Raw genomic sequence first — 21,016 nt, forward strand, 5'->3', positions numbered from 1 at the left:
CATTCTGGCTACAACCGTAGCCGCCCACCTGCGAACTAACCAAATTATCAGGTCTGGCCAGCGACGTCACGGCGCGTCGCGGCGTGCAGCCAGGTCGCGACGCAGCCGCGGCTCGTCGACCTCCCAGTAACTGTGCTCGGCGCCGTCGAGCAGCACCACCGGCAGCCGATCGCCGTACTCGGCGCGCAACGCGGGGTCGCCCGCCGCGGCGGCCTCGTCGACGTCGACGGTGCTCAGCTCGAACTCCAGCTCGGTGGCCAACCCCGCCAACTGCTCGCCGAGGCGATGGCAGATCTCACACCCGGACCGGACCAGCAGGCAGACCTGCGCGGCGCTCATCCGCCGCATTGTGGCACTTGGATAGGGTGACCGGGCAAGTACTCGAAGTACAGGGGGTGTCCGTGTGACAGAGCCGGCAGAACCTCGCACCGACGGCGCCGACGGCGCGTCGCCGCCCATCGCGGGCGCGGCCAGCGCCGAAGCCGCCGTCGAGTCGCTGACCGAGGAATCCGCTGCGCCGCAGCCGCCTCCTGCCGACCTGACCGCCGCGGCCTTCTTCGACGTCGACAACACCATGGTGCACGGGTCCTCGCTGGTGCATTTCGCGCGCGGGCTCGCCGCCCGCAAGTACTTCACCTACCGCGACGTGCTCGGCTTCATCTACGCGCAGGCGAAGTTCCAGCTGACCGGCAAGGAGAACAGCGACGACGTCGCCGAGGGCAAACGCAAGGCGCTGTCGTTCATCGAGGGCCGCACCACCGCGGAGTTGTCCGCCGTCGGCGAGGAGATCTACGAGGAGATCATCGCCGACAAGATCTGGCCCGGCACCCGCGATCTGGCGCAGATGCACCTCGACGCGGGTCAACAGGTGTGGCTGGTCACCGCCACCCCTTACGAGTTGGCCGCGATCATCGCCGACCGGCTGGGCCTGACCGGTGCGCTGGGCACGGTCGCCGAATCGGTCGACGGGGTGTTCACCGGCCGCCTGGTCGGCGAGATCCTGCACGGCGCGGGCAAGGCGCACGCGGTGCGCGCGCTGGCCATCCGGGAGGGCCTCAACCTGCGCCGGTGCACGGCCTACTCGGACAGCTACAACGATGTCCCGATGCTGACGCTGGTGGGCACCGCGGTGGCCATCAACCCCGACGCCGAGTTGCGCGACCTGGCCCGCAAGCGCGGCTGGGAGATCCGTGACTTCCGCACCGCGCGCAAGGCGGCCCGGATCGGGGTGCCGTCGGCGTTGGCCCTCGGCGCGGCCGGCGGGGCGCTGGCCGCGATCGCCTCGCGTCGCCAGGACAACTGAGCTCGACCGGCGGGTTGATAAACTCCGCCGCTGAACACGTCTGTCAATTGCAGAGCAAGGACGCACAGCACCCATGGCAATCGCCGAAGAGATCATCGGGACGCATTACCGCTACCCGGACAAGTTTGTCGTGGGCCGCGAGAAGATCCGCGAATACTCCAGCGCCGTGCTGGACGACCATCCGGCGCACTTCGACGCCGACGCGGCGGCCGAACTCGGCCACCCCTCGGTGATCGCGCCGCTGACCTTCATCGCGGTGGCCGGCCGACGCGTCCAGCTCGAGATGTTCAAGAAGTTCGACGTGGGGATCAACATCGCGCGGGTGATCCACCGCGACCAGAAATTCAAGTTCCACCGGCCGCTGGCCGTCGGCGACGAGCTGTACTTCGACTCCTACCTGGACTCGGTGCTGGAGTCGCACGGCACCGTCATCACCGAGGTGCGCGCCGAGGTCACCGACGGCAACGGCGAGCCGGTGATCACCAGCGTCGTCACCATGATCGGCGAGGCCGCCAACGATTCCGAGGCCAACGAGCAGGTCGCCGCGATCGCCGCGCGCCTGGGCCTGTAGCCCACGGCCGTAGCCCAGCCAGCTCAGCCCAGGAACATGTTCCGGCGGTTGGCCAGCAGCTGATACAGGGTGTGCTGGATGGTCTCGCGCACGTGGTCGGTCAGCTCGAAGGTGACCATCGGATCCTCGGCGGCCGACTCGTCGTAGTCGGCGGTGGGGATCGGCGTGCCGAAGGCGATGTGCCACTTGGACGGCAGCGGCACCAGCCCGGCCGGGCCGGCCAGCGGGAACAGCGGCGTCACCGGGAAATACGGCAGGCCCAGCAGCCGCGCCAGCAGCTTGACGTCGGCGAGCATCGGGTAGATCTCCTCGGACCCGACGATCGAGCACGGGATGATGGGCGCCTTGGTGCGCAGCGCGGCCGACACGAAGCCGCCGCGGCCGAACCGCTGCAGCTTGTAGCGGTCCTTGAAGTGCTTGCCCAGGCCCTTGTAGCCCTCGGGGAACACCGCGGTCAGCTCGCCGCTGTCCAGCAGTCGATGCGCATCGGAGGTGCAGGCCATGGTGTGGCCGGCCTTGCGGGCGGCGTGGCCCAGCACCGGCATGTCGAACACCATGTCGGCGGCCAGCAGCCGCAGGTCCCGGTTGGTCGCGTGGTGGTCGTGCACGGCCACCGAGAGCATCAAACCGTCGAACGGCAGCACCCCGGCGTGATTGGCCACCACCAGCCCCGCGCCCTCAGCCGGCAGGTTCTCCACGCCGCTGACCTCGACCCGGAACCAGGATCGGAAGAACATCCGCAGCAGGGGCAGGAACATCGCCTCGTTGAGGTGCGGGTCGAAGCCGAACTCGTCGACCACGTAGTCGCCGGTGAGGCGCTTGCGGGCGAACTCGGCAAAGCCGGCGATCTTCTGGGCCAACTCGTTGGGCGCCTTGGGTTCCTCGGCCGTCGAGCCGCCACCGGCGCGGTGCGCGTCGATGTCGCGCACCACCGCGGCGATCTCCTCGGCGGTCGCGCGGGTGCCGGGGTCGGCGAGCAACGACGGGTGCCGACGCGCGGCCTCCGCGCGTTGACCCGCCCTTCGCGCAGTTGCTGCACGGCTCGAATTGCCGTGCAGCGGAATCACTTTCGCTTTGGATCCACCCGCCACGCTGCTTACCTTCTCCCCACCCGTTGCCAAGATTTCTAGCTTCCCCACCGCTGCGCGAGTGCCACCGCGCGCTTCTCCGTCGAGAGTACCCACCGCGGATCGATGATCGGGGTCAAACCCCGGCCGCGCACGTAGTCGTCGAACGCCTCGAGGGTCGTCCAATTGGGTTCGTAGCCCAGCTCCGTGCGCATCCGGGTGGTGTCCATGACGCGGCCGTAGGTCATGTAGCGAAGTTGATCGCGGTTGATCTCGGCGCCGCCGGTGGCCTTCAGCAAGGAGTCGACCACCCGCACCCCCACCGAGGGCAGCGGCAACGCCACCCGCCCGGCCCGCCGGATCGCCTGCGACATCATGATGATGCCCTTGGCGCCGATGTTGAAGGTGCCCGCCCGGCCGACGATCGTCGCGCGTTCCAGCGCACCGAGCGCGTCCTGCTCGTGCAGCAGTTGCAGCCGCGCGTCCCGGCCGACGGTGGTCGGCACGACCGGACCCGCCAGATACCGCGAGAGCTGGGTGTCCATCGCCGGACCGATCATGTTGGCCAACCGCAGGATGGACACCGAGATGTCCAGCCGACGCCGGCCCAGCCCGCGGGCATAGCCCTCGATGTCCATGCTGTCGCGGGCGAAGCCCTCGCCCAGCGGCCGCCGGCTGGTGGTGTCCTCGGTGAACATCACCGGGTCGAACGCGCTCGACCCGTACACCTCCGAGGTCGACTTGAGCACCACGGTGCGCACGGTCGGCGCCTTCTGACAGGCCGCGAACAGCTGCATCGCGCCCATCACGTTCAATTCCTTGAGCGTGGCCCGGCCGCCGCTGCGCGGCGCGTACGACGCGGCCGCGGCATGCACCACGGTGTCCACGTCGCCGTTGCGAATGACCTTGGCGATGAACGGATTCCGGATGTCGGCCCGCACGAACTCGGCGCGCCCCATCCGGCGCAGCAGATCCTTGCTGGGCGTGACGGCATCGACCGCGATGACGCGGTCGATGTCCGGATTGGCCGCCAGTCGGGCCGTCAGGAACCCGCCGAGAAAACGGCAGGCCCCCGTGACCAGAACGACCTTTGGATGCGCGGCGCTCCCCGTCTCGTCCGAATCCATCCAGTCAGGCTACCGGCCGATACGGCCCGCAGCATGCCGGCGGACGAACGCGGTCGCCTACTTGCCGAGTTTTCTACGCTGCACGCGGGTGCGGCGAAGCAACTTGCGGTGCTTCTTCTTCGACATACGCTTACGCCGCTTCTTGATGACTGAACCCATGTACTCCGCTACCTACCGATGCCTCGACACGACTTAACCCGGCCACCTTACCGAAGTCGGCCGGATTAACCGAAAACGGGGCCCGTGCCAGGTGCGGCACGGTCCCGTCAGCCCGCGTCGAAGTACGAGGTCTCCAACAGGTCGTGCACCGCCTTGGCGTGCACCCGGAACGATCGGCCCACGCGGACGGCGGGCAGTTCACCGTTGTGAACCAGCCGATACACCGTCATCTTGCTGACCCGCATGAGCGAGGCGACCTCGGCGACAGTGAGGAACTGCGCCTTGGCCGGCTGCCCTTCCGCGGATCCCGAATTCCCAGCGTCCCGCTTCGCACTAACCGAGTCCCGAGCCGATGGCCCGTTCATAGACGTCATCGCAACCCAATCAATCAGGCACGGCCGGCTCCAGCGGCTTCCCCTCCGCTGGAACGAACACGTGCATACACCGAGGAGAATAGCGGGACTGATGGGGTTGCTGCGACGGGTGTGGGGTAATCAGTGGAAATTCGGTGAATTACTCTGTTGTGATTCCTAACTGCTCAGAGCGTGTTTTTGCGGCGAAGACGGCGTCGGCGACGGTGGCCCGCAAACCTCCCCGCTCGAGCTCGCGCAGACCGGCCGCGGTGGTCCCGCCGGGGGACGTCACGGTCGCGCGGAGCTGGGCCGCAGTGGTATCCACCCCGGCCGGTACCGCGCCGTCCGCGTCGGGCCGACGGGCGTTGTCCAGCCGGTCCAGCAACATCGCCGCCGAGCCGGCCATGGTCTGCACCACCAGATCGGTGGCCACCGGTCGCGACAGGCCCGCGGCGACGCCGGCGTCGACCATCGCCTCGACCATCAAGAAAAAGTAGGCCGGCCCCGAGCCCGACACCGCCGTCACCGCATCCATCTGAGTTTCGGCGACCGTGAGCACCCCGCCCACGCAATCGAAGAGATCGGCGACGCCCTTGAGTTGCTCGGGCGTCACGAACCGGCCCTTGGCCAACGCGCTGATGCCGGCGCCGACCAGAGCGGGCGTGTTGGGCATCACCCGGACCACCGGGGACCCGGCCGGCAGCTTGGCCTCGAACAGGCTTGTCGGCACGCCCGCGGCGACGCTGACGAACACCTGCTCGGCGCTGTCGGACTCGGCCTTGGCCGCGGCCTCGGCGACCTCGTCGAGGATCTGCTCGACGTCGGTGGGCTTGACTGCGATGACCACGAAGTTGGCGTGCTCGGCGGCATCGCCGACCGCGGCCACCTGCACCGAATAGGTCTCCGCGAGGTACTTGGCGCGGTCGGGCATCCGTTCCGAGACCACGAGGTCCTTCACCTGCCGACCGGAGCGCAACAGCCCCGCCAACAAGGCCTCACCCATGCTTCCGCCGCCGATGATCGCGATTCTGGCCATGGACGCAAACCCTATATCCGCTCGGCCCACGCGCCGGGACTGCGTCTACGGGCCGTGCCGGGTGGCTTCCCCTGCGCCGGGCGATCTCGGCGCTCTGGGGGCAATCTCAGGACGCGGGGACCATCGCCAGCTGCCGGGTCTGCACCACGATCCGGCCGGTGCTGTCCACCACGAGGTGGTCCTCGTCGAACCAGTCCTGCCCGATCTGCGTCGTGGTGCACATGATCCGCAGCCAGCCGTCGGCGGGCAGGCCGCGCAGGTACGCCGTCAGCTGGATCGTCGGCGCCCATCCCGTCCGCCCGACCCCGTACGTCACCGGCATGGAGATGTCCCCGCACATCAACGCGAACAGCACGTCCGGCACCTCGTCGCGGGGCCGCACCCACAGGCGGGCCACCGGGGCCTGACCGGTCGGCGGCGCCCACAGCCCGGACATGTCCGGCCGGATGTCGCAGCCGGCAGCCAGGTGGTTGATCTCGGCCAGCGGGTGGCCCGGGCCGATCGACTCGATCTCGGCGGGCGGCTCCGGCGGCATCTGCGCCGGCACCGGGTTGGTCACCAGCAGCGGCGCCGCGTCGTGTTCGGGCTCGGCCAGCGTGACCGAGGTGCGCACGGCCACCCGCTGCCCCTGCACCAGTTCGACGTCGACGAGGCTGACCCGGCGGCCGCGTTTGCGCACCCGGGCCACCAACCGCACCGCCCCCGGATCCGGCGCGGACAGGAAGCTCGCGGACACCGCCACGGGCGCGTGCCCGGCATCGGTGTCGGCGACCGCCAGGCCGGCGGCCTTGGCGCACAGCGCCAGCATGACCCCGCCGTGGATCTTCGAACCGATGGTCCAGTGCAGGTTCAGTTCGCCGGCGAACACCGCGTCGGCGTCGCCGTCGGAGTCGAGGAGTTCGGCCGGGTTCAGCGTCATCGCCCGGGCGAAGGTGGCGGGTCCCGTCATCGCAGCAGGTGGGTGCGGGCGAACTCGAGGGACTCGGTCAGCAACGCCTCACGCTCGGCTTCCGAGCGCGCCGCCGAGGTGGTGACCTCCAGGATCACGTGGCCGCTGAAGTCGCTGGCGGCCAGCATCTGGCACACCTCCACGGTGGGCTGGGTGCCGCGGCCCGGGACCAGATGCTCGTCGGCCGAGGCGCCCTTGCCGTCGCACAGGTGCAGGTGCACCAGGCCCTCGCCCATCCGGCGGGCCATCTCGACGGCGTCGGTGCCGGCGGTGGCGGTGTGCGACAGGTCCAGCGTGTAGTGGGCGTGGTTGCCGTCCAGCGGATCGTAGGACGGCGCGAACGCCGAGATGCCCACCCCGGGACGGCCGCCGCGCTTGCGCATCCGCTCGATCGAGGACTGCCCGGCCCCGAACAACCGGTCGGCCCGGAACGGGAACATGTTCTCCACGGCCACCAGGATGTCACTGGTGGCCTCGAGCTCGGCGACCTGCGCGCTGAACCCCTCGGCGTAGCGCCGCTGCCACCGGAACGGCGGGTGTACCACCACCGTCTGGGCGCCGAGTTGCTCGGCGGCGCGCACGCTGCGGTCGAGCTTGCTGATCGGATTGGGCCCCCACACCCGCTGCGAGATGAGCAGGCACGGCGCGTGCACCGACAGCACGGGCATGTTGTAACGCTCGGAGAGTTCCTGCACCGCATCGATGTCCTGGCTGACCGTCTCGGCCCACACCATCAGTTCGACACCGTCGTAGCCGAGCCGGGCCGCGTAGTCGAAGGCCGCCTCGGTTCGCAGCGGGTACACCGAGGCGGTCGAGAGACCGACCTTGATCGCGGGGCGCACGGCTCGCGGTGCTAGCTGGCCTGCAGCAGGGCGAGTGGACCGAAGGTCACCAGCGCCCCGACGGCCACGGCGGTCAGCGTGCTGCCGATGTCCTCGGTCTTGCGCACGATCCGCACGCCGACCACCAGGCCGAGGATGACCAGCACGCCCAGCACCAGCGCGATCAGGCTGTTCCACTTCCACAGCTGGTCGAACGCGATGAACAGACCGCCGCCGAAGGCGACGGCGACGATCGACTGCAGCGCGATGCCCGCGCCGCGGAGGAACTTCTGGCCCCGGGTCAGCGGCTCGTCGTCGCCGAGTTCGTCGTCGGCATCCTCGTCGAGGACATCGACGCCGTCGACGGTGAGGTCGCCGTCGGCGGTGAGGTCGTCGAGATCGTCGAGGTCGCGGACCGCGCCGCGGCGCCGCGCCGCATCGTCGGCGACGCTGTCCCCGCCGAACAGCGCGTCATCGCTGGACCGCAGGTACGACGCCTCGCCGATACCGAGACCGAGACCCAGTTCGTCGGGTGCGGACGCATCGAGGTCCGCGGCGAGTTCGGCGTCGGGGTCCTCGACGTCGATCGGGTCGGGGCTCATCAGCTCCGCGCCGGCACCGCGGCCCCGCGGCGGCGGCGCCGTGCGGTCGCGCTTGCGCTCCGGCCGCGGATAGTTGCTGCGTTCCGGCTGGGTCGCCGGGCCGCGCCGCGGCAGCGGTTCGGCGGACCGCTGCGGGGCCACCGGCACCTCGGGTTCGGGCTCCTCGGCCTCCTCGACGGCCTCCTCGACGGGGGCCTCGGGCGTCTCGACGACGGCCGCGGCTGGTTCGGGGGGCGCCTCGGTGGCGCTGTCCTCGGCTTCGGGCTCGGCGTCGTCGGTGACGACGGGGATCTCACCGGTGAGTTCGGCGACGGTCACCGCATCGCTGTTGCCGCGGCGACGACGACGGCGGCCGCCCACCGGCGGCGAGCCGATCGTGCCGTTCTTGGCGAGCAATTCGGCCACCGAGATCGGGCGGGTGCCCGCCTGCCCGTTGTCTGGTCCAGTCATCGTCTGTTGCCTCGCCTGTCCACCGGGGTTTCCACCACTGCGGCTTCGCCGTCGAGTTCGCGCAGGATCACGCCGTCCCGCAACGACTGCGGGGGGCCGTTCTCCGCTTCTCTCGACAGCGCTCGCATGCTTGCCTCCGCCACCAGCGCGCCTGCCGCGGTCTGCGGTGAGCGCTCGGCGCCGACTCCTTCCAGTTCTGCACGGTCAACAGCGGTCATCCTAAAGATGAACGCTGTGAGTTGTCTTCAGACCTCTGGTCCCAGTGTCCTCGTGACTCGCGGTCCGACGCCAGTTCATGTCCCGCAATTACGCAGCATAGCGACCCGCGCCGTTGCGCCCGGTGCGGCGTTCTCGTCTACCGTTGGTCAGGTGGCAGATGGTGTGCATCCCGGCGAGGTCGATCTGGACTTCCCGCGCGAGTGGGTGGAGTTCTTCGACCCCGACAACGACGAGCATGTGATCGCCGCCGACCTCACCTGGCTGCTGTCCCGATGGACCTGCGTCTTCGGCACGCCGGCCTGCCAGGGCACCGTCGAGGGACGGCCGGACGACGGGTGCTGTTCGCACGGCGCCTTCCTGTCCGACGACGACGACCGCGCCCGCCTCGACGACGCCGTCGGACAGCTGACCGCCGAGGACTGGCAATTCCGGGACAAGGGCCTGGGCCGCAAGGGCTACCTCGAGCTCGACGAGTACGACGACGAGCCCAACTGGCGCACCCGCAAGTACAAGGGCGCCTGCATCTTCCTGAACCGCCCGGGATTCGCCGGGGGCATCGGGTGCGCCCTGCACAGCAAGGCGCTGAAGCTCGGTGTCGAGCCGTTGACCATGAAGCCCGAGGTGTGCTGGCAGCTGCCGATCCGGCGCACCCAGGAATGGGTCACCCGGCCGGACGGTTCGGAGATCCTCAAGACCACGATCACCGAATACGACCGCCGCGGTTGGGGTTCCGGTGGCGCCGACCTGCACTGGTACTGCACGGGCGACCCGGCCGCGCACGTCGGCGTCAAACCTGTCTTCGAGTCCTACGCACCGGAGCTGACCGAACTGCTCGGCGAGAAGGCGTACGGCGAGTTGGCCGCGATGTGCCGGCGCCGCAGCGGCCTGGGCCTGATCGCGGTGCATCCGGCGACCCGCGCCGCCCCCTGACTCAGCGGTCCCGGCCGCTCCGTCGCCGCAGGTCCTCGAACCCGTCGCCGCTGGCCACCCCCAGCTGGTGTTCCTCGGTGAGCATCCGCGAGACCTCGGCGTCGACGGGCCACTGCGACGCGTGCACGGCCGCCAACATCGTGGTGCCGCCGTGCAGATCCAGCTTCCAGGCCGCGACCACCGACATCTGCTCGGCGGCCAGCAGGCGGCTCAGAGAGGTCAGCGAGTAATAGGCAAAGTGATTGCGCGACAACATGTCCCACTCACCGCGGCGCAGGTTTTCGGCCACCGGATCGAACTGCATCAGCAGCACCCCGGCCGGCGCGGTGGCCGCGGCCAACTGCGCGATGGCCGCCCGCTGACCGCGGTCGTGCATGGCGCCGAAGGAGTCGACCACCACATCGGCGGGACCGCCGTAGACGGTGCGCATCCCCATCGCCGTGAGCAGCGGCAGCCAGCTGCCCCCGTGGGCGCCGCCGAAGTGGCGCACCGTCTCACCGCGGAGCAGGTCGGCGGCATCGGCGGTGCGGACCGCCTGGGTGACGTCCTCGGCGCGGGTCGGCCCGCGCGGCCGGCACGGTGGCCCGACGGCGGCGTCGGCCTCGTCGGCGCGGGTCGGCAGCTGCGCCAGACCGCAGTCCGGGCACAGCACCAGGGTCAGCCCGTCGTGCGCCAGCACCGGCTGCAGGCCCGCCGAACCACAGGCACGGCAGGCCGATCCCCCGATCTCCACCGCCCAGCTCCCCCACGTCGACACCGGGCGCACACCCTAGCAAAAGTTGCTGAGGGCCGAAATCAGCCTTCCAGCTTGTATCCCAGGCCTCGCACGGTGACCAGCAGCACCGGATTCGCGGGGTTGGACTCGATCTTGGACCGCAGCCGTTTGACGTGCACGTCCAGGGTCTTGGTGTCGCCGACGTAGTCCGCACCCCAGACCCGGTCGATGAGCTGACCGCGGGTCAGCACCCGTCCGCTGTTGCGCATCAGGTATTCGAGCAGGTCGAATTCCTTGAGCGGCAACGTGATCGGATCTCCGTTGACGCTCACCACGTGGCGCTCGACGTCCATCCGGACCGGGCCGGCCTCGAGCACCCCGACGTCGCCGGCGACGTCGTCGACCTCGCCGCCGCGGCGCAGCACGGCCCGGATGCGGGCGATCAGCTCGCGCGCCGAATACGGCTTGGTCACGTAGTCGTCGGCACCGAGCTCGAGCCCGACGACCTTGTCGATCTCGCTGTCCCGCGCGGTCACCATGATCACCGGCACGCTCGAGCGCAGCCGCAGTTGCTTGCACACGTCGGTGCCGCTCATCCCGGGCAGCATCAGATCCAGCAGCACGATGTCGGCGCCGGACCGCTCGAATTCGGCCAACGCGCTCGGCCCATCGGTCACCACGGTGGCCTCGAACCCCTCCTTGCGCAGCAAGAACGCCAAGGGATCGGCCAGCGACTCCTCGTCCTCAACGATCAGCACACTGGTCATTGCCTACAACGGTCCTCTCTCGGATTTCCTACTCATCAACTAACCTCATCGCATCCCGGCGGGCCGGCACCGACAGCGTGAACGTCGACCCGGTGCCCGCCTTGCTCCACAGCCGGATCGATCCGTTGTGGTTGGCCGCCACGTGCTTGACGATGGCCAGGCCCAGGCCGGTGCCGCCCGTCGCGCGGGAGCGCGCCTTGTCCACCCGGAAAAAACGCTCGAAGACCCGCTCCTGATCGGCGGGCGCGATGCCGATCCCGCGGTCGGTGACCGCAATCTCGACGTTGTCGCCGCGCCGACGACGGCTGATCGACACCGTGGAACCCTGCGGCGAGTACGCGATGGCGTTGGAGATCAGGTTGGCCACCGCGGTGACCAGCAGGGGCTGATTGCCGACCGCCTCGAACCCCGCCGGGTCGTCGGTGGCGATCGTGATGTCGGCGTTGTCGGCGGCCACCTTGTAGCGCGAAATCGCCTCGGACACAATGATATCGATGTCGACGGTGTCGAAGTTGGGCATCTTCTCGGCGCCCTGCAGCCGGGACAGCTCGATCAGCTCGCCGACCATGTTGGCCAACCGCTTGGACTCGCCGAGCACCTGCTCGCCGAAGCGGCGCACGGTCTCGGGGTCGTCGGCGGATTCCAGGATCGCCTCGGCCAGCACGCCCATGGCGCCCACCGGGGTCTTGAGTTCGTGACTGACGTTGGCGACGAAGTCGCGCCGGGTGGCCTCCATCCGGGCCTGCTCGGACTGGTCGTCGACGAAGATCACCGCGTACTTGCTGTCGTCGGCGAGCCGGCGGACGTGGCCGCGGATGGACATCCCCGGCCGGCTGACCGGGCTGCGGCGCCGGGGCGACAGATCCACATCGGTGTCGTCGCCGGTGGCCAAGGTGCGCTGCACGGCCCGCCAGGCCCGGTCGTCGAGCAGGCCGTCGTGCACCGGGCCCAGCTCGCCGTGCTGGGCGCGCTCGTTGATGAACACCACGTTGCGGTAGCCGTCGACCACGACGATGCCCTGCGGGGCCAGGTCGACGGTGTGCTTGAGCATCTGGGCGACGGCGAAGTTGGCCAGCTCGGTCGCCTTGCGCTGCCGGCGGCCGACCAGCCGCGGCCACACCCAGGCGCCGACGGCGACACCCGCGGCGAGACTCACCGCGGCCACTACACCGGCCAGGGCCAGTGCCGACACCACACTCACGCGAAGATCGTACGCAGGTCAGTGAACGTCATCCCAGCAGCGAGCGGCCAAAACGAGACAAGTCACAGTCCGCCGACCAGGAGTTCGGGTGCCGTTCACCCCAGTTCATCTGGCGTTTGCCCGCCGCTTGCCCAAGGAGCTGCGGGCGGTGCGCCGGTGCGCTACTTGGCGCCCTGGCTGGCCACCGCCGCCGCACCCGCGGCCGCGGCCTCGGGATCCAGGTAGGTGCCGCCGGGAACCTTCGGCTTCAGGTTCTCGTCGAGGTCGTAGCGCAGCGGGATGCCGGTGGGGATGTTCAGCCCCACCACGTCCTCGTCGCTCATGTTGTCGAGGTACTTGACCAACGCCCGCAGGGAGTTGCCGTGCGCGGCGATCAGCACGGTCTTGCCGGCCTTCAGGTCCGGGACGATGGCCTCGGTGAAGTAGGGCACGAACCGCGCCACCACGTCGGCCAGGCATTCGGTCAGCGGGCCGCCGCCGATGTCGGCGTAGCGCGGGTCGGCGTCCTGGCTGAACTCGCTGCCCCTCTCGATGGGCGGCGGCGGCGTGTCGTAGCTGCGGCGCCACGCCATGAACTGCTCCTCGCCGTACTTCTCCTTGGTCGCCGCCTTGTCCAGGCCCTGCAGCGCGCCGTAGTGCCGCTCGTTGAGCCGCCAGTCCCGGTGCACCGGGATCCAGTGCCGGTCGGCGGCATCGAGAGCGAGATTCGCGGTGGTGATGGCCCGCCGCATCAGCGAGGTGTAGAGCACATCGGGCAGCAGTCCCTGCTCGGCCATCAACTCGCCGCCGCGGACCGCCTCGGCGCGGCCCAGTTCGGTCAGGTCGACATCGACCCAGCCGGTGAACAGGTTCAGCGCATTCCATTCGCTCTGGCCGTGCCGGAGCAGCACCAATGTGGAGTCAGACATGCCCCGAATCTTCTCATGCCCGCCGGGGCGACGGGGCACTCGCGAGCCGCGAGCGCTATTCGTCGATCAGGTGCTCGAAGGCCGCGAGGTTCTTCAACGATTCGCCGCGCGCCACCCGCCACGCCCACTCCTTCTGGATGGACGAGCGAAAACCTAGTTCCAGCAACGTGTTGAAGTCCGAGTCGACCGCCTCGAGCACCTGCCCGAGGATCCGGTCGATCTCGTCGGCGGTGACCAGTTCCAGCGCCATCCGGCCGACGAGGTAGATGTCGCCGACGTTGTCCAGGGTGTAGGCCACCCCGTAGAGCCGATTGTTGCGCTTGAGCAGGAAGCGGTAGACCGCCTCGAAGTCCTCGTCGGGTTTGCGGCACACGAACGCCTCGACCCGCACCGAGTGCTCGCCGATGCTCAGGATGGTGTTGGTGGTGAGCTTGCGTTCCCCCGGCAGCGGCACCACCAGCCCCGGCAGGCCGCCGTGCGCGCCCTCGTGCCGGGAGTAGTCCAATTCACGCTCGTCCAGCGCCGCCTCGATGAGCGCCTGCACCTGCTCCGACTGCGGACTCATGCACGCACCCCACGTCGCCGGGTCCAGCGCCGCGCCCGCCGCACCGACGGCGCCCCCACGGTTTCCCGCGCGCTGCGGTGGTGCACCAGGTCGTAGTCGGTGATCGCCCGGCGGTAGGCGCCCAGCAGCGCGTCGACGGTGTGGTCCCAGGAGAAGGTCGAGGCGTGCGACACCGCGGCCGCGCCCATCGCGGACAGGTCGGCGTGCTGCAGCAGGTCGCCCAGCGCGCCGGCCCAGCGGTCGGGGTCGTGGCTGTCCACCAGCGCGCCGGTCTGTCCGTCGCGCACCGCCACCGGCAGGCCGCCGACCGCGGCGGCCACCACCGGCGTGCCGCACGCCTGGGCCTCGACCGCCACCAGGCCGAACGATTCCGAATAGCTCGGCACCGCCACCAGATCGGCGGCGCGGTACACGTTGACCAGGTCCTCGCGAGACTGCGGCGGCAGGAACGTCACCCGATCGGAGATACCCAATTCGTCGGCGAGGCGGATCAATCCGTCGGGGGCGGCCAGGCCGCTGCCCGACGGGCCGCCGGCGACCACGATGCGCACCCCGGGAATTTTGGCCGCCGCGCGCAGCAGCACGTCGGGGGCCTTGAGCGGCTGGATGCGTCCCACGAAGGCGACCGTCGGTTCGGCGGGCAACCCCAGGGCCGCGCGCGCCGCGGCCTGATCGCCGGGGGTGAAGGTCTGCAGGTCGACCCCGGGATGGACGATGTCGATCCGGGACGGGTCGGCGTTGTGCAGCGAAACCAGCTGGCACGCTTCGTCTTCGGTGTTGACGATGAGCCGGTCGGCCTCGTCGACCACCTGCTGCTCGCCGACTGCGCGCAGCGCCGGCTCGGGTGAGTCCCCCTCGGCCAGCGCCGCGTTCTTGACCGCGGCCAGGGTGTGCGCGGTGTGCACCTGCGGCACCGCCCAGCGGTCCCGGGCCAGCCAGCCGACCTGCCCGGAAAGCCAGTAGTGCGAATGCACGATGTCGTAGTAGCCGGGCTCGTGGGTGGCCTCGGCGCGCAGGACGCCCGCGGTGAACGCGCACAGCTGGGTGGGCAGGTCGTACTTGTCGAGGCCCTCGAACGGGCCGGCGACCACGTTGCGCACCACCACCCCGGGGGCCACCGGCACCACCGGCGCATCGGCCGACGACGTCGCCCGGGTGAAGATCTCCACCTCGACCCCGCGCTGCGCGAGGTGCAGTGCGGTCTGCAGGACATAGACGTTCATCCCCCCGGCATCACCGGTTCCCGGCTGGGCCAGCGGCGAGGTATGGACCGACAACACTGCGACGCGCACACTTCATCCTTACACCAGGGGTCGGTACCCCAGGTAAGCGCGGTCAGTGCGCGACGGCCGCGCTGACCCGCGGGCGGGTGGCGCGCCGCAACGCGCCCAGCGGATCGGCGTACAGCGCTCCCAGTGACACCACACCGGCGCCGACTTCCTGCACGCGGTTGCCGAAGGCGGTGATGCGGATCTCGCGGGACGCCAGCACCGAGCGCTGCGCGTACGCGGCCTCGACGCCGGTGAGGGTCTCGGAGTATTCGGTGAACGCCTGCCCACCGACCACCAGGTCGTCCGGGTTGAGCAGATCGCGCAGCAGCGCGACGGCCTCGCCGAGCACCCGGGCCCGTTCGGCCAGCAGCCGCTGGGCGGACTCGTTGCCGCGGCGCGCGGCGGTCACGACCGCGGCCACGGTGGACACCTCCGAGCCCTGCCCCGAGACGACGCCCAGCCGACGGGCCGCGGCCACCACCGCCTCGTCGCTGACGGTGGTCTCCAGAACCCTTGTGCCACCGAGCAATTCCGAGTGCGCCGGCAGGTTGGCGATGGTCCCGGGCCCGCTGCTGGGGCTGTGCACCCGGCCGTCGATGATCAGCGCGTAGCCGACGGTCTCCCGGGCGTAGACGTAGAGGCTGGTGGCGGGCGCGTTGAGGCGGCGCACTCCGAGCAGCAGTTCGGCCGCGGCCATCGCGTCGACGTGGGCGGCGACCGACACCGGCAGGCCCAGCGTGTCGGCCAGCACCGGACCCACCGGGGCCTGGCTCCAGCCCAACCGCGGGTGATCGACGACGCCGAGGCCGCTGTCGACGATGCCGCCGGTGGCCACGCCGATCCACAGCGTCTGCCGGCGGTGCCAGCGGCTCAGGTAGCGCTGCACGCTGGCCGCCAGGGCCGCCAGCGCGGGCCCCTGCGCCCCGCGCGGGGTGGGCGTCTCGACCGCGTCCAGCGTGCGGCCGAACAGGTCGGTGGCCACGATGCTGGTGGTCTTGGCGCCGATGTGCACGCCGACGGTCAGGTAGGGCTCGTGGTTGATCTCGACCGGCACTCGGGGGCGACCGATGGCGCCGGAGGTGGCCAGGTCGGCGCGTTCGCGCAGCAGACCCGCCTCCAGCAGGGCGGTGACCTGCCGGTTCACCGTGGCGATCGAGAGTTTGGTGCTGCCGGCGATGGCGTCGCGGGCCACCGGTCCGCGCAGTCGCACCGCGGCGAAGACGGCCGCGGCGGCGCCGTCGGCGACCCGCAGGGCCGGCGGCACGACCTGGTGCCGGGAGCGCAGCGGATGCAGATGAGAAACGGGGGCGAGGGTGGTACGCACGTGAGTTGTCCTAAGGGTCCGGTTCGGTTGGGGCGTCGAGGAAACCGCGCCAACCTGACGGAGTCAGGACATGTCAGACGCGGTGATTACCGGGACAACAACACGACAGCGCCCCACACGCCATGGCGTGCGGAGCGCGGCTGGTTCCCTGGTACCGGTTGGACACGGAGCAGAATTTAACACAGTCGCTAGAGTTGGCACGATGACCGAATCTCACGACGGGGCCCAGAAGATCGCTGTTGTCACCGGGGCCAGCTCGGGCATCGGCGAAGAGACCGCGAAAGTTCTTGCAGCTCTTGGCTTTCATGTGGTCGTCGCGGCGCGGCGGGAAGAACGCGTGACGGCGCTGGCCGCCGAGATCGGCGGCACCGCGGCAGTGACGGATGTCACTGACGACGCCTCGGCGGCGGCCCTGGCCGAGGTGGTGCGCGGGCTGCCAGGCGAGCTGTCCGTGCTGGTCAACAACGCCGGCGGCGCCAAGGGACTGGCGCCGGTGGCCGACGCCGACCTGGAGCACTGGCGCTGGATGTGGGAGACCAACGTGCTGGGCACGCTGCGGGTCACCCGGGCGCTGCTGGACCAGCTGGTCGCGTCCGGTGACGGTCTGATCGTCACCGTCACCTCCATCGCCGCCTTCGAGACCTACGACGGCGGCTCCGGCTACACCGCGGCCAAGCACGGCCAGGGCGCGTTGCACCGCACCCTGCGCGGCGAACTGCTCGGAAAGCCGGTGCGGCTCACCGAGATTGCGCCCGGCGCGGTGGAGACCGAGTTCTCGCTGGTGCGCTTCGAGGGCGACGAACAGCGCGCCGACGCGGTGTATGCCGGCATCACCCCGCTGGTCGCGCGCGACGTCGCCGAGGTGATCGGATTCGTCGCCGACCGCCCGTCGCACGTCAACCTGGATCAGATCGTGATCCGCCCCCGCGACCAGGCCCCCAACGGCCGGTTCAACCGCCGGGGCGCCCCGTAGACGGGGTTTCCGTAGACAGCGTCGGGGCGTCCGTCGGGGTGGCCGGGACGGTGCTCGGCAGCGCCGCGCCGGACTCTTCGTCGGTCAGCGCCGACATCGCCGTCCAGTCGTCCCAGCCGATCACCCAGTCCCAAATGTCGCCGTCGGCGTAGGACAGTTCGATGCGGGTCCCGGTGACCTCGACCGGATCCCCGTAGACCGCCGAGTGGAAGTACTGCTCGGCATCCTCGAGCGACAGGTTGATGCAGCCGTTGGTGACGTTCGCGTTGCCCTGCGAGCCCAGGCTCGCCGGGTTCGCGTGGATGAACTCGCCGTTGTTGGAGATCCGCACGGCGAACCGTTCGCGCAGGTTGGCGTACCCGGCGGCCGGATTGGTCATGTAGAAGTCCTCGTAGCGCTCGGTGACCACGTGGATGCCGCTGCGGGTGACGTTGCGGTCCACGTCGCCCTCGCCGTAGCTGCAGGGGAAGTCCATGATCACCCCGGCGTCGGTGAGCACCTGGATGCGGTGGCTGGCCGCGTCGGCGCGCACCACCTGGCGGCGGCCGATGGCGAAGTCCAGCGTGGAGTCCGCGGCCCCGTAGGCGCCGTCGCCGAAGTGCACGCCGTAGAGCGGGGCGTCCACGTGCACCGTGGTGCCGGCCGGGTAGTACTCGCGGGTGCGCCAGTGCAGCCGGGCGCCGGCGGCCTCGTCCGGCAGCCACGCCCAGCCGCCCTCGACCGGCGGCTCGGTGGTGACCCGCAGCGCGCGCTCGACGGCCGCCTTGTCGCTGATCGGCGCGTCGAACTGCAGGATGATCGGGGCGGCCACGCCGACGGTCTGGCCGTCGGCCAACTGGAACTGCCCGCCGACCACGCGCGTGGGGCTGACCGTGCGGAAGCTGCCCGAGACCGGCACCGCCTGCCCGTCGGCGCCCACCACGGCGCCGTCCCAGGTGTAGGTCGCGTCGTAGCCCAGCGGTTCGGTGGTCACGAACGCGGTGCGCTCTCGATCGATGGTCCCCGCGACGGCCTTGCCGTCGGGATTGCGCAGCGTCATCCGCTGCAGCCGGCCGTAGCGCACTTCGACGCGCACCGGGTCGGTGGGCAGCACGTCGGTGGCGTCGGCGGCCGGGGTGAATTCGATCTCGGGGGCCGGCGGTGGCCCCGCTTCGGCGCCCGGGCCGTCCCCGGACCGCAGGCAGGCCGCCAGCGCCCCGGGCGTCAACACCCCCAGCGCCAACGCGCCGATCGCTGTTCGCCGCGTGACCGCCTTCGGTGCCGCTGGATCGCGCGCTGGCCTCACAGAAAAAAGGATACGGACCCCGTCGGCGCCGCTCAGAGCACCGCGCCGATGATGACGGGCTCCGGCTCGAGCCGAATGCCGAAGGCGTCGAGGACGCCGTCACGCACCCGGCGCGCCAGGGCGAGGATGTCGGCGCCGGTCGCCCCGCCGCGGTTGGTCAGGGCCAGCGCGTGTTTGGTCGACAACCGGGCCGGCGCATCGTCGCCCGGGAAGCCCTTGCCGAAGCCCGCGGCCTCCACCAGCCAGCCCGCGGCCAGCTTCACCGCGTCTCCGGCCGGATAGTGCGGGACCGGGCCGTCCGCGCGCGCGGCGACCGCCTCGAACGCCGCGGTGCTGACCACCGGATTGGTGAAGAACGACCCCACGCTCCAGGTGTCGTGATCCTCGGCGTCGAGCACCATGCCCTTGCCGCGGCGCAGGCCCAGCACGGCCTCGCGCACCCGCGCCGGTTCGGCCCGGTCGCCGGCGCTCGCGCCGAGGGTGGCGGCGAGTTCGCCGTAGCGCAGCGGCGCACTGCGTCCCGCGGCGTCGAGCGCGAATTCGACCTCGAGCACCACGTGGTGCGCGGCATCGGGGCCGTGTTTGAGGATGCTGGTGCGGTAGCCGAAGCGCAGCGCCTCCGGGCCGACCCAGGACAGCTCCCCGGTGCGACGGTCCAGCAGCCGCACCCGCGTGATGGTGTCGGCGACCTCGGCGCCGTAGGCCCCTACGTTCTGCACCGGCGTGGCGCCGGCCGAACCGGGGATGCCCGACAGGCATTCCAACCCGCCCAACCCGGCGGCCAACGAGGCCACCACCACGTCGTCCCAGACCGCGCCGGCCTCCGCGCGCACCAGATTGCCGTCGACGACGATCCCGTTCGACGCCAGCCGCAGCACGGTCAGGTCCGGCTGCTCGCCGGCCAGCACCACATTGGACCCGCCCGCGAGCAGCAGCACCGATTCACCGCGCAGTTCGCGCAGCGCAGCCACGATCTGCTCGGTGTGCACGGCCGTGATGACCCGACGTGCCACCGGCCCCACCCGCAGGGTGGTCAGCGGCGCCAGCGGCACCTGCTCGGTGACCGCCGCACCCGCGAATTGCGAACCGCCCACGGGCCGTAACGGTAGCCTGACCAGTCATGCCGCGCTCATTCGACTTGTCGGCCAACTACCAGGGCAGCGTCACACAGGTGCATTCGGCGTTCGCCGACGAGCAGTACTGGCTGGCCCGGCTGGCCGACTCCGGGGCCGACGAGGCGACACTGGACACCCTCGACCTCAGCGCCGACGGGGCGATCGTCGTCGCCACCACACAGGTGCTGCGCGCCGACCGGATGCCGGGCTTCGTGACCCAGTTCCACCAGGGCGACCTGCAGATCAAGCGCGAGGAAAAGTGGAGCGCGGTAGTGGCCGACCGGTCGACTGCCAGCGTCGCCGCCCGCATCCCGGGCGCACCGGCCTCGGTGACCGGATCGGGCAACCTGGTGCCCGACGGCGCCGGATCCAAGGCCGACCTCAAGGTCACCGTCGAGGTCAAGATCCCGCTCGTCGGCGGCAAGGTGGAGGGCTTCATCGGCACTCAACTCGTCGACCTGCTGATCAGCGAGCAGCGCTTCACCACGGCGTGGATCCTGGACCGGCAGCACTGATCCGGCCGATCGGACAGCCCACCCGCGGCACCACCGGACACAACCGGTTGCGTCGCTCCGACCGCTGGCTGGTGCACGCGCCGCGGGTGACCGCCGCCCTGACCGGGGCCGTCGACCCGCTGGTGGTCGACCTCGGCTACGGCGCGCTGCCCATCACCACCCTCGAGTTGGCCACCCGGGTGCGCGGGGTGCGTCCCGACGTGCGGGTGGTGGGGCTCGAGATCGACCCGGAGCGGGTGGCCGCCGGGCGGGCCGCGGCGACCGACGCCGTGGACTTCGCGCTCGGCGGTTTCGAACTGGCCGGCCTGCACCCGGTGCTGGTGCGGGCGTTCAACGTGCTGCGGCAGTATCCGGTCGACGACGTCGCCGCGGCCTGGTCGACGATGCAGGCCGCACTGGCCCCCGGCGGCCTGATCGTCGACGGCACCTGCGACGAGTTGGGCCGCCGGTGCTGCTGGGTGTTGTTGGACCGCGATGGACCGATCAGCCTGACGCTGGCCTGCGACCCGCAGCACATCGACCGCCCGTCGGATCTGGCCGAGCGGCTGCCGAAGGTCCTCATCCACCGCAACGTCTCCGGTGAGCCGGTGCACGCGCTGCTCGGCGCCGCCGACCGGGCCTGGGCGGGGGCCGCGGCGCACGGGGTGTTCGGCCCCCGGGAACGCTGGCGGGCCACGCTGGCCGCGCTGCGGGCCGACGGCCTGGCGCTCGAACCGGCCCGCCGCAAGGTGCGCGACGCGGTGCTGACGGTCCCCTGGTCGGTTGTGGCCCCCACCTGAGCGCGGGCCTA

Annotated in this window: 24 protein-coding genes and 1 pseudogene; 6 read left to right on the plus strand and 19 right to left on the minus strand. The window is 70.6% G+C overall.

The genetic code is table 11. From position 1 onward, the window contains the following. Positions 1–66: 66 nt before the first annotated feature. A complete protein-coding gene (locus tag EL338_RS20215) occupies positions 67–339 on the minus strand; it encodes a glutaredoxin family protein (RefSeq protein ID WP_126335377.1) in 273 nt (90 codons plus the stop codon). Positions 340–403: 64 nt separating this feature from the next. Here EL338_RS20215 and EL338_RS20220 point away from each other — a divergent pair, with 64 nt between their 5' ends. Together EL338_RS20220 and EL338_RS20225 are read left to right on the plus strand one after the other, a co-directional pair. Continuing rightward, on the plus strand, positions 404–1,303 hold the full coding sequence (locus EL338_RS20220; RefSeq protein ID WP_179967113.1) for an HAD family hydrolase: 900 nt from the start codon (positions 404–406) through the stop codon (positions 1,301–1,303). A gap of 73 nt (positions 1,304–1,376) precedes the next feature. Then, positions 1,377–1,874, plus strand: a complete 498-nt coding sequence (locus EL338_RS20225) for an FAS1-like dehydratase domain-containing protein (protein ID WP_126335378.1) — start codon at positions 1,377–1,379, stop codon at positions 1,872–1,874. Between the two features lie 23 nt (positions 1,875–1,897). Here EL338_RS20225 and EL338_RS20230 read toward each other — a convergent pair whose 3' ends face one another. The 9 genes and pseudogenes from EL338_RS20230 to EL338_RS20270 all read right to left on the minus strand — a co-directional run. Further along, positions 1,898–2,965 carry a lysophospholipid acyltransferase family protein gene (locus EL338_RS20230; protein WP_126335379.1) on the minus strand — a complete coding sequence of 356 codons (1,068 nt, stop codon included), beginning with the start codon at positions 2,963–2,965 and terminating at the stop codon, positions 1,898–1,900. Positions 2,966–3,000: 35 nt separating this feature from the next. Next, entirely contained in the window at positions 3,001–4,068 is a 1,068-nt protein-coding gene (locus EL338_RS20235) for an NAD-dependent epimerase/dehydratase family protein (RefSeq protein ID WP_126335380.1), read from the minus strand. 57 nt (positions 4,069–4,125) lie between these two features. Next, positions 4,126–4,227 carry a 30S ribosomal protein bS22 gene (locus EL338_RS20240; RefSeq protein WP_003402602.1) on the minus strand — a complete coding sequence of 34 codons (102 nt, stop codon included), beginning with the start codon at positions 4,225–4,227 and terminating at the stop codon, positions 4,126–4,128. Between the two features lie 107 nt (positions 4,228–4,334). Next, positions 4,335–4,601 (minus strand): helix-turn-helix domain-containing protein, encoded by a 267-nt coding sequence (locus tag EL338_RS20245; protein WP_126335381.1) that lies wholly within the window; start codon positions 4,599–4,601, stop codon positions 4,335–4,337. 139 nt (positions 4,602–4,740) lie between these two features. Next, positions 4,741–5,616, minus strand: coding sequence for a pyrroline-5-carboxylate reductase (gene proC, locus EL338_RS20250; RefSeq protein ID WP_126335382.1), 876 nt, complete (start codon positions 5,614–5,616; stop codon positions 4,741–4,743). Between the two features lie 106 nt (positions 5,617–5,722). Then, a complete protein-coding gene (locus EL338_RS20255) occupies positions 5,723–6,565 on the minus strand; it encodes a thioesterase family protein (protein ID WP_126335383.1) in 843 nt (280 codons plus the stop codon). Beyond that, positions 6,562–7,407: a sugar phosphate isomerase/epimerase family protein gene (locus tag EL338_RS20260; RefSeq protein ID WP_126335384.1), complete on the minus strand. Its 846-nt coding sequence runs from the start codon at positions 7,405–7,407 to the stop codon at positions 6,562–6,564. Before EL338_RS20260 ends, EL338_RS20255 begins: the two co-directional genes overlap by 4 nt. A gap of 11 nt (positions 7,408–7,418) precedes the next feature. Beyond that, positions 7,419–8,438, minus strand: a complete 1,020-nt coding sequence (locus tag EL338_RS20265; protein WP_126335385.1) for an Rv0497 family membrane protein — start codon at positions 8,436–8,438, stop codon at positions 7,419–7,421. Continuing rightward, positions 8,435–8,683 (minus strand): annotated as a pseudogene (locus EL338_RS20270) (Ppx/GppA phosphatase family protein); the annotation flags it as partial. The gene EL338_RS20265 and the pseudogene EL338_RS20270, both read right to left, overlap by 4 nt. Positions 8,684–8,807: 124 nt before the next feature. Between EL338_RS20270 and EL338_RS20275 the strand changes: the two are divergent. Then, the gene (locus EL338_RS20275; RefSeq protein WP_179967114.1) at positions 8,808–9,587 is read left to right on the plus strand and encodes a DUF3109 family protein; all 780 of its coding nucleotides are present in this window, start codon (positions 8,808–8,810) and stop codon (positions 9,585–9,587) included. A 1-nt stretch (position 9,588) separates the two neighbouring features. On the opposite strand, the gene EL338_RS20280 is transcribed toward EL338_RS20275, so the two are convergent. The 7 genes from EL338_RS20280 to EL338_RS20310 form a co-directional block, all read right to left on the minus strand. Next, positions 9,589–10,344 carry a hypothetical protein gene (locus EL338_RS20280; protein ID WP_126335387.1) on the minus strand — a complete coding sequence of 252 codons (756 nt, stop codon included), beginning with the start codon at positions 10,342–10,344 and terminating at the stop codon, positions 9,589–9,591. Between the two features lie 38 nt (positions 10,345–10,382). Beyond that, entirely contained in the window at positions 10,383–11,069 is a 687-nt protein-coding gene (regX, locus tag EL338_RS20285) for a two-component sensory transduction protein RegX (protein WP_126335388.1), read from the minus strand. A gap of 28 nt (positions 11,070–11,097) precedes the next feature. Further along, complete coding sequence (locus EL338_RS20290) at positions 11,098–12,270, minus strand: sensor histidine kinase (RefSeq protein ID WP_126335389.1); 1,173 nt, start codon at positions 12,268–12,270, stop codon at positions 11,098–11,100. A 161-nt stretch (positions 12,271–12,431) separates the two neighbouring features. After that, positions 12,432–13,178 (minus strand): phosphoglyceromutase, encoded by a 747-nt coding sequence (locus EL338_RS20295; RefSeq protein ID WP_126335390.1) that lies wholly within the window; start codon positions 13,176–13,178, stop codon positions 12,432–12,434. Between the two features lie 55 nt (positions 13,179–13,233). After that, positions 13,234–13,743 (minus strand): type III secretion system chaperone family protein, encoded by a 510-nt coding sequence (locus EL338_RS20300; RefSeq protein WP_126335391.1) that lies wholly within the window; start codon positions 13,741–13,743, stop codon positions 13,234–13,236. Beyond that, positions 13,740–15,035, minus strand: a complete 1,296-nt coding sequence (mshA, locus tag EL338_RS20305; RefSeq protein ID WP_126335392.1) for a D-inositol-3-phosphate glycosyltransferase — start codon at positions 15,033–15,035, stop codon at positions 13,740–13,742. Before mshA ends, EL338_RS20300 begins: the two co-directional genes overlap by 4 nt. A gap of 43 nt (positions 15,036–15,078) precedes the next feature. Continuing rightward, a complete protein-coding gene (locus EL338_RS20310) occupies positions 15,079–16,338 on the minus strand; it encodes an ROK family transcriptional regulator (RefSeq protein ID WP_126335393.1) in 1,260 nt (419 codons plus the stop codon). Positions 16,339–16,540: 202 nt separating this feature from the next. Here EL338_RS20310 and EL338_RS20315 point away from each other — a divergent pair, with 202 nt between their 5' ends. Then, positions 16,541–17,311 carry an SDR family NAD(P)-dependent oxidoreductase gene (locus EL338_RS20315; RefSeq protein WP_126335394.1) on the plus strand — a complete coding sequence of 257 codons (771 nt, stop codon included), beginning with the start codon at positions 16,541–16,543 and terminating at the stop codon, positions 17,309–17,311. Here EL338_RS20315 and EL338_RS20320 read toward each other — a convergent pair. Beyond that, entirely contained in the window at positions 17,289–18,596 is a 1,308-nt protein-coding gene (locus tag EL338_RS20320) for a L,D-transpeptidase (RefSeq protein ID WP_126335395.1), read from the minus strand. The two genes, EL338_RS20315 and EL338_RS20320, sit on opposite strands and share 23 nt — an antisense overlap. 32 nt (positions 18,597–18,628) lie before the next feature. Next, positions 18,629–19,690, minus strand: coding sequence for a UDP-N-acetylmuramate dehydrogenase (locus EL338_RS20325; protein ID WP_126335396.1), 1,062 nt, complete (start codon positions 19,688–19,690; stop codon positions 18,629–18,631). 26 nt (positions 19,691–19,716) lie between these two features. Here EL338_RS20325 and EL338_RS20330 point away from each other — a divergent pair, with 26 nt between their 5' ends. Further along, positions 19,717–20,226, plus strand: a complete 510-nt coding sequence (locus EL338_RS20330) for a DUF2505 domain-containing protein (RefSeq protein ID WP_126335397.1) — start codon at positions 19,717–19,719, stop codon at positions 20,224–20,226. Further along, a complete protein-coding gene (locus EL338_RS20335; RefSeq protein WP_235666225.1) occupies positions 20,202–21,005 on the plus strand; it encodes a class I SAM-dependent methyltransferase in 804 nt (267 codons plus the stop codon). The genes EL338_RS20330 and EL338_RS20335 overlap by 25 nt, the downstream gene beginning before the upstream one ends. The last annotated feature ends 11 nt before the right edge of the window (positions 21,006–21,016 follow it).

Origin of the sequence: Mycolicibacterium chitae, from assembly GCF_900637205.1 — a bacterium.
GTDB classification, from domain to species: Bacteria; Actinomycetota; Actinomycetes; order Mycobacteriales; family Mycobacteriaceae; genus Mycobacterium; species Mycobacterium chitae.

Excerpts from the sequence above, each read along its gene's own strand:
- EL338_RS20255 (WP_126335383.1), bottom strand. The coding sequence starts at position 6,565 with ATGACGGGACCCGCCACCTTCGCCCGGGCGATGACGCTGAACCCGGCC.
- EL338_RS20215 (WP_126335377.1), bottom strand. The coding sequence starts at position 339 with ATGAGCGCCGCGCAGGTCTGCCTGCTGGTCCGGTCCGGGTGTGAGATC.
- EL338_RS20300 (WP_126335391.1), bottom strand. The coding sequence starts at position 13,743 with ATGAGTCCGCAGTCGGAGCAGGTGCAGGCGCTCATCGAGGCGGCGCTG.
- EL338_RS20240 (WP_003402602.1), bottom strand. The coding sequence starts at position 4,227 with ATGGGTTCAGTCATCAAGAAGCGGCGTAAGCGTATGTCGAAGAAGAAG.
- proC (WP_126335382.1), bottom strand. The coding sequence starts at position 5,616 with ATGGCCAGAATCGCGATCATCGGCGGCGGAAGCATGGGTGAGGCCTTG.
- EL338_RS20235 (WP_126335380.1), bottom strand. The coding sequence starts at position 4,068 with ATGGATTCGGACGAGACGGGGAGCGCCGCGCATCCAAAGGTCGTTCTG.
- EL338_RS20315 (WP_126335394.1), top strand. The coding sequence starts at position 16,541 with ATGACCGAATCTCACGACGGGGCCCAGAAGATCGCTGTTGTCACCGGG.
- regX (WP_126335388.1), bottom strand. The coding sequence starts at position 11,069 with ATGACCAGTGTGCTGATCGTTGAGGACGAGGAGTCGCTGGCCGATCCC.
- EL338_RS20265 (WP_126335385.1), bottom strand. The coding sequence starts at position 8,438 with ATGACTGGACCAGACAACGGGCAGGCGGGCACCCGCCCGATCTCGGTG.
- EL338_RS20245 (WP_126335381.1), bottom strand. The coding sequence starts at position 4,601 with ATGACGTCTATGAACGGGCCATCGGCTCGGGACTCGGTTAGTGCGAAG.
- EL338_RS20225 (WP_126335378.1), top strand. The coding sequence starts at position 1,377 with ATGGCAATCGCCGAAGAGATCATCGGGACGCATTACCGCTACCCGGAC.
- EL338_RS20330 (WP_126335397.1), top strand. The coding sequence starts at position 19,717 with ATGCCGCGCTCATTCGACTTGTCGGCCAACTACCAGGGCAGCGTCACA.
- EL338_RS20295 (WP_126335390.1), bottom strand. The coding sequence starts at position 13,178 with ATGTCTGACTCCACATTGGTGCTGCTCCGGCACGGCCAGAGCGAATGG.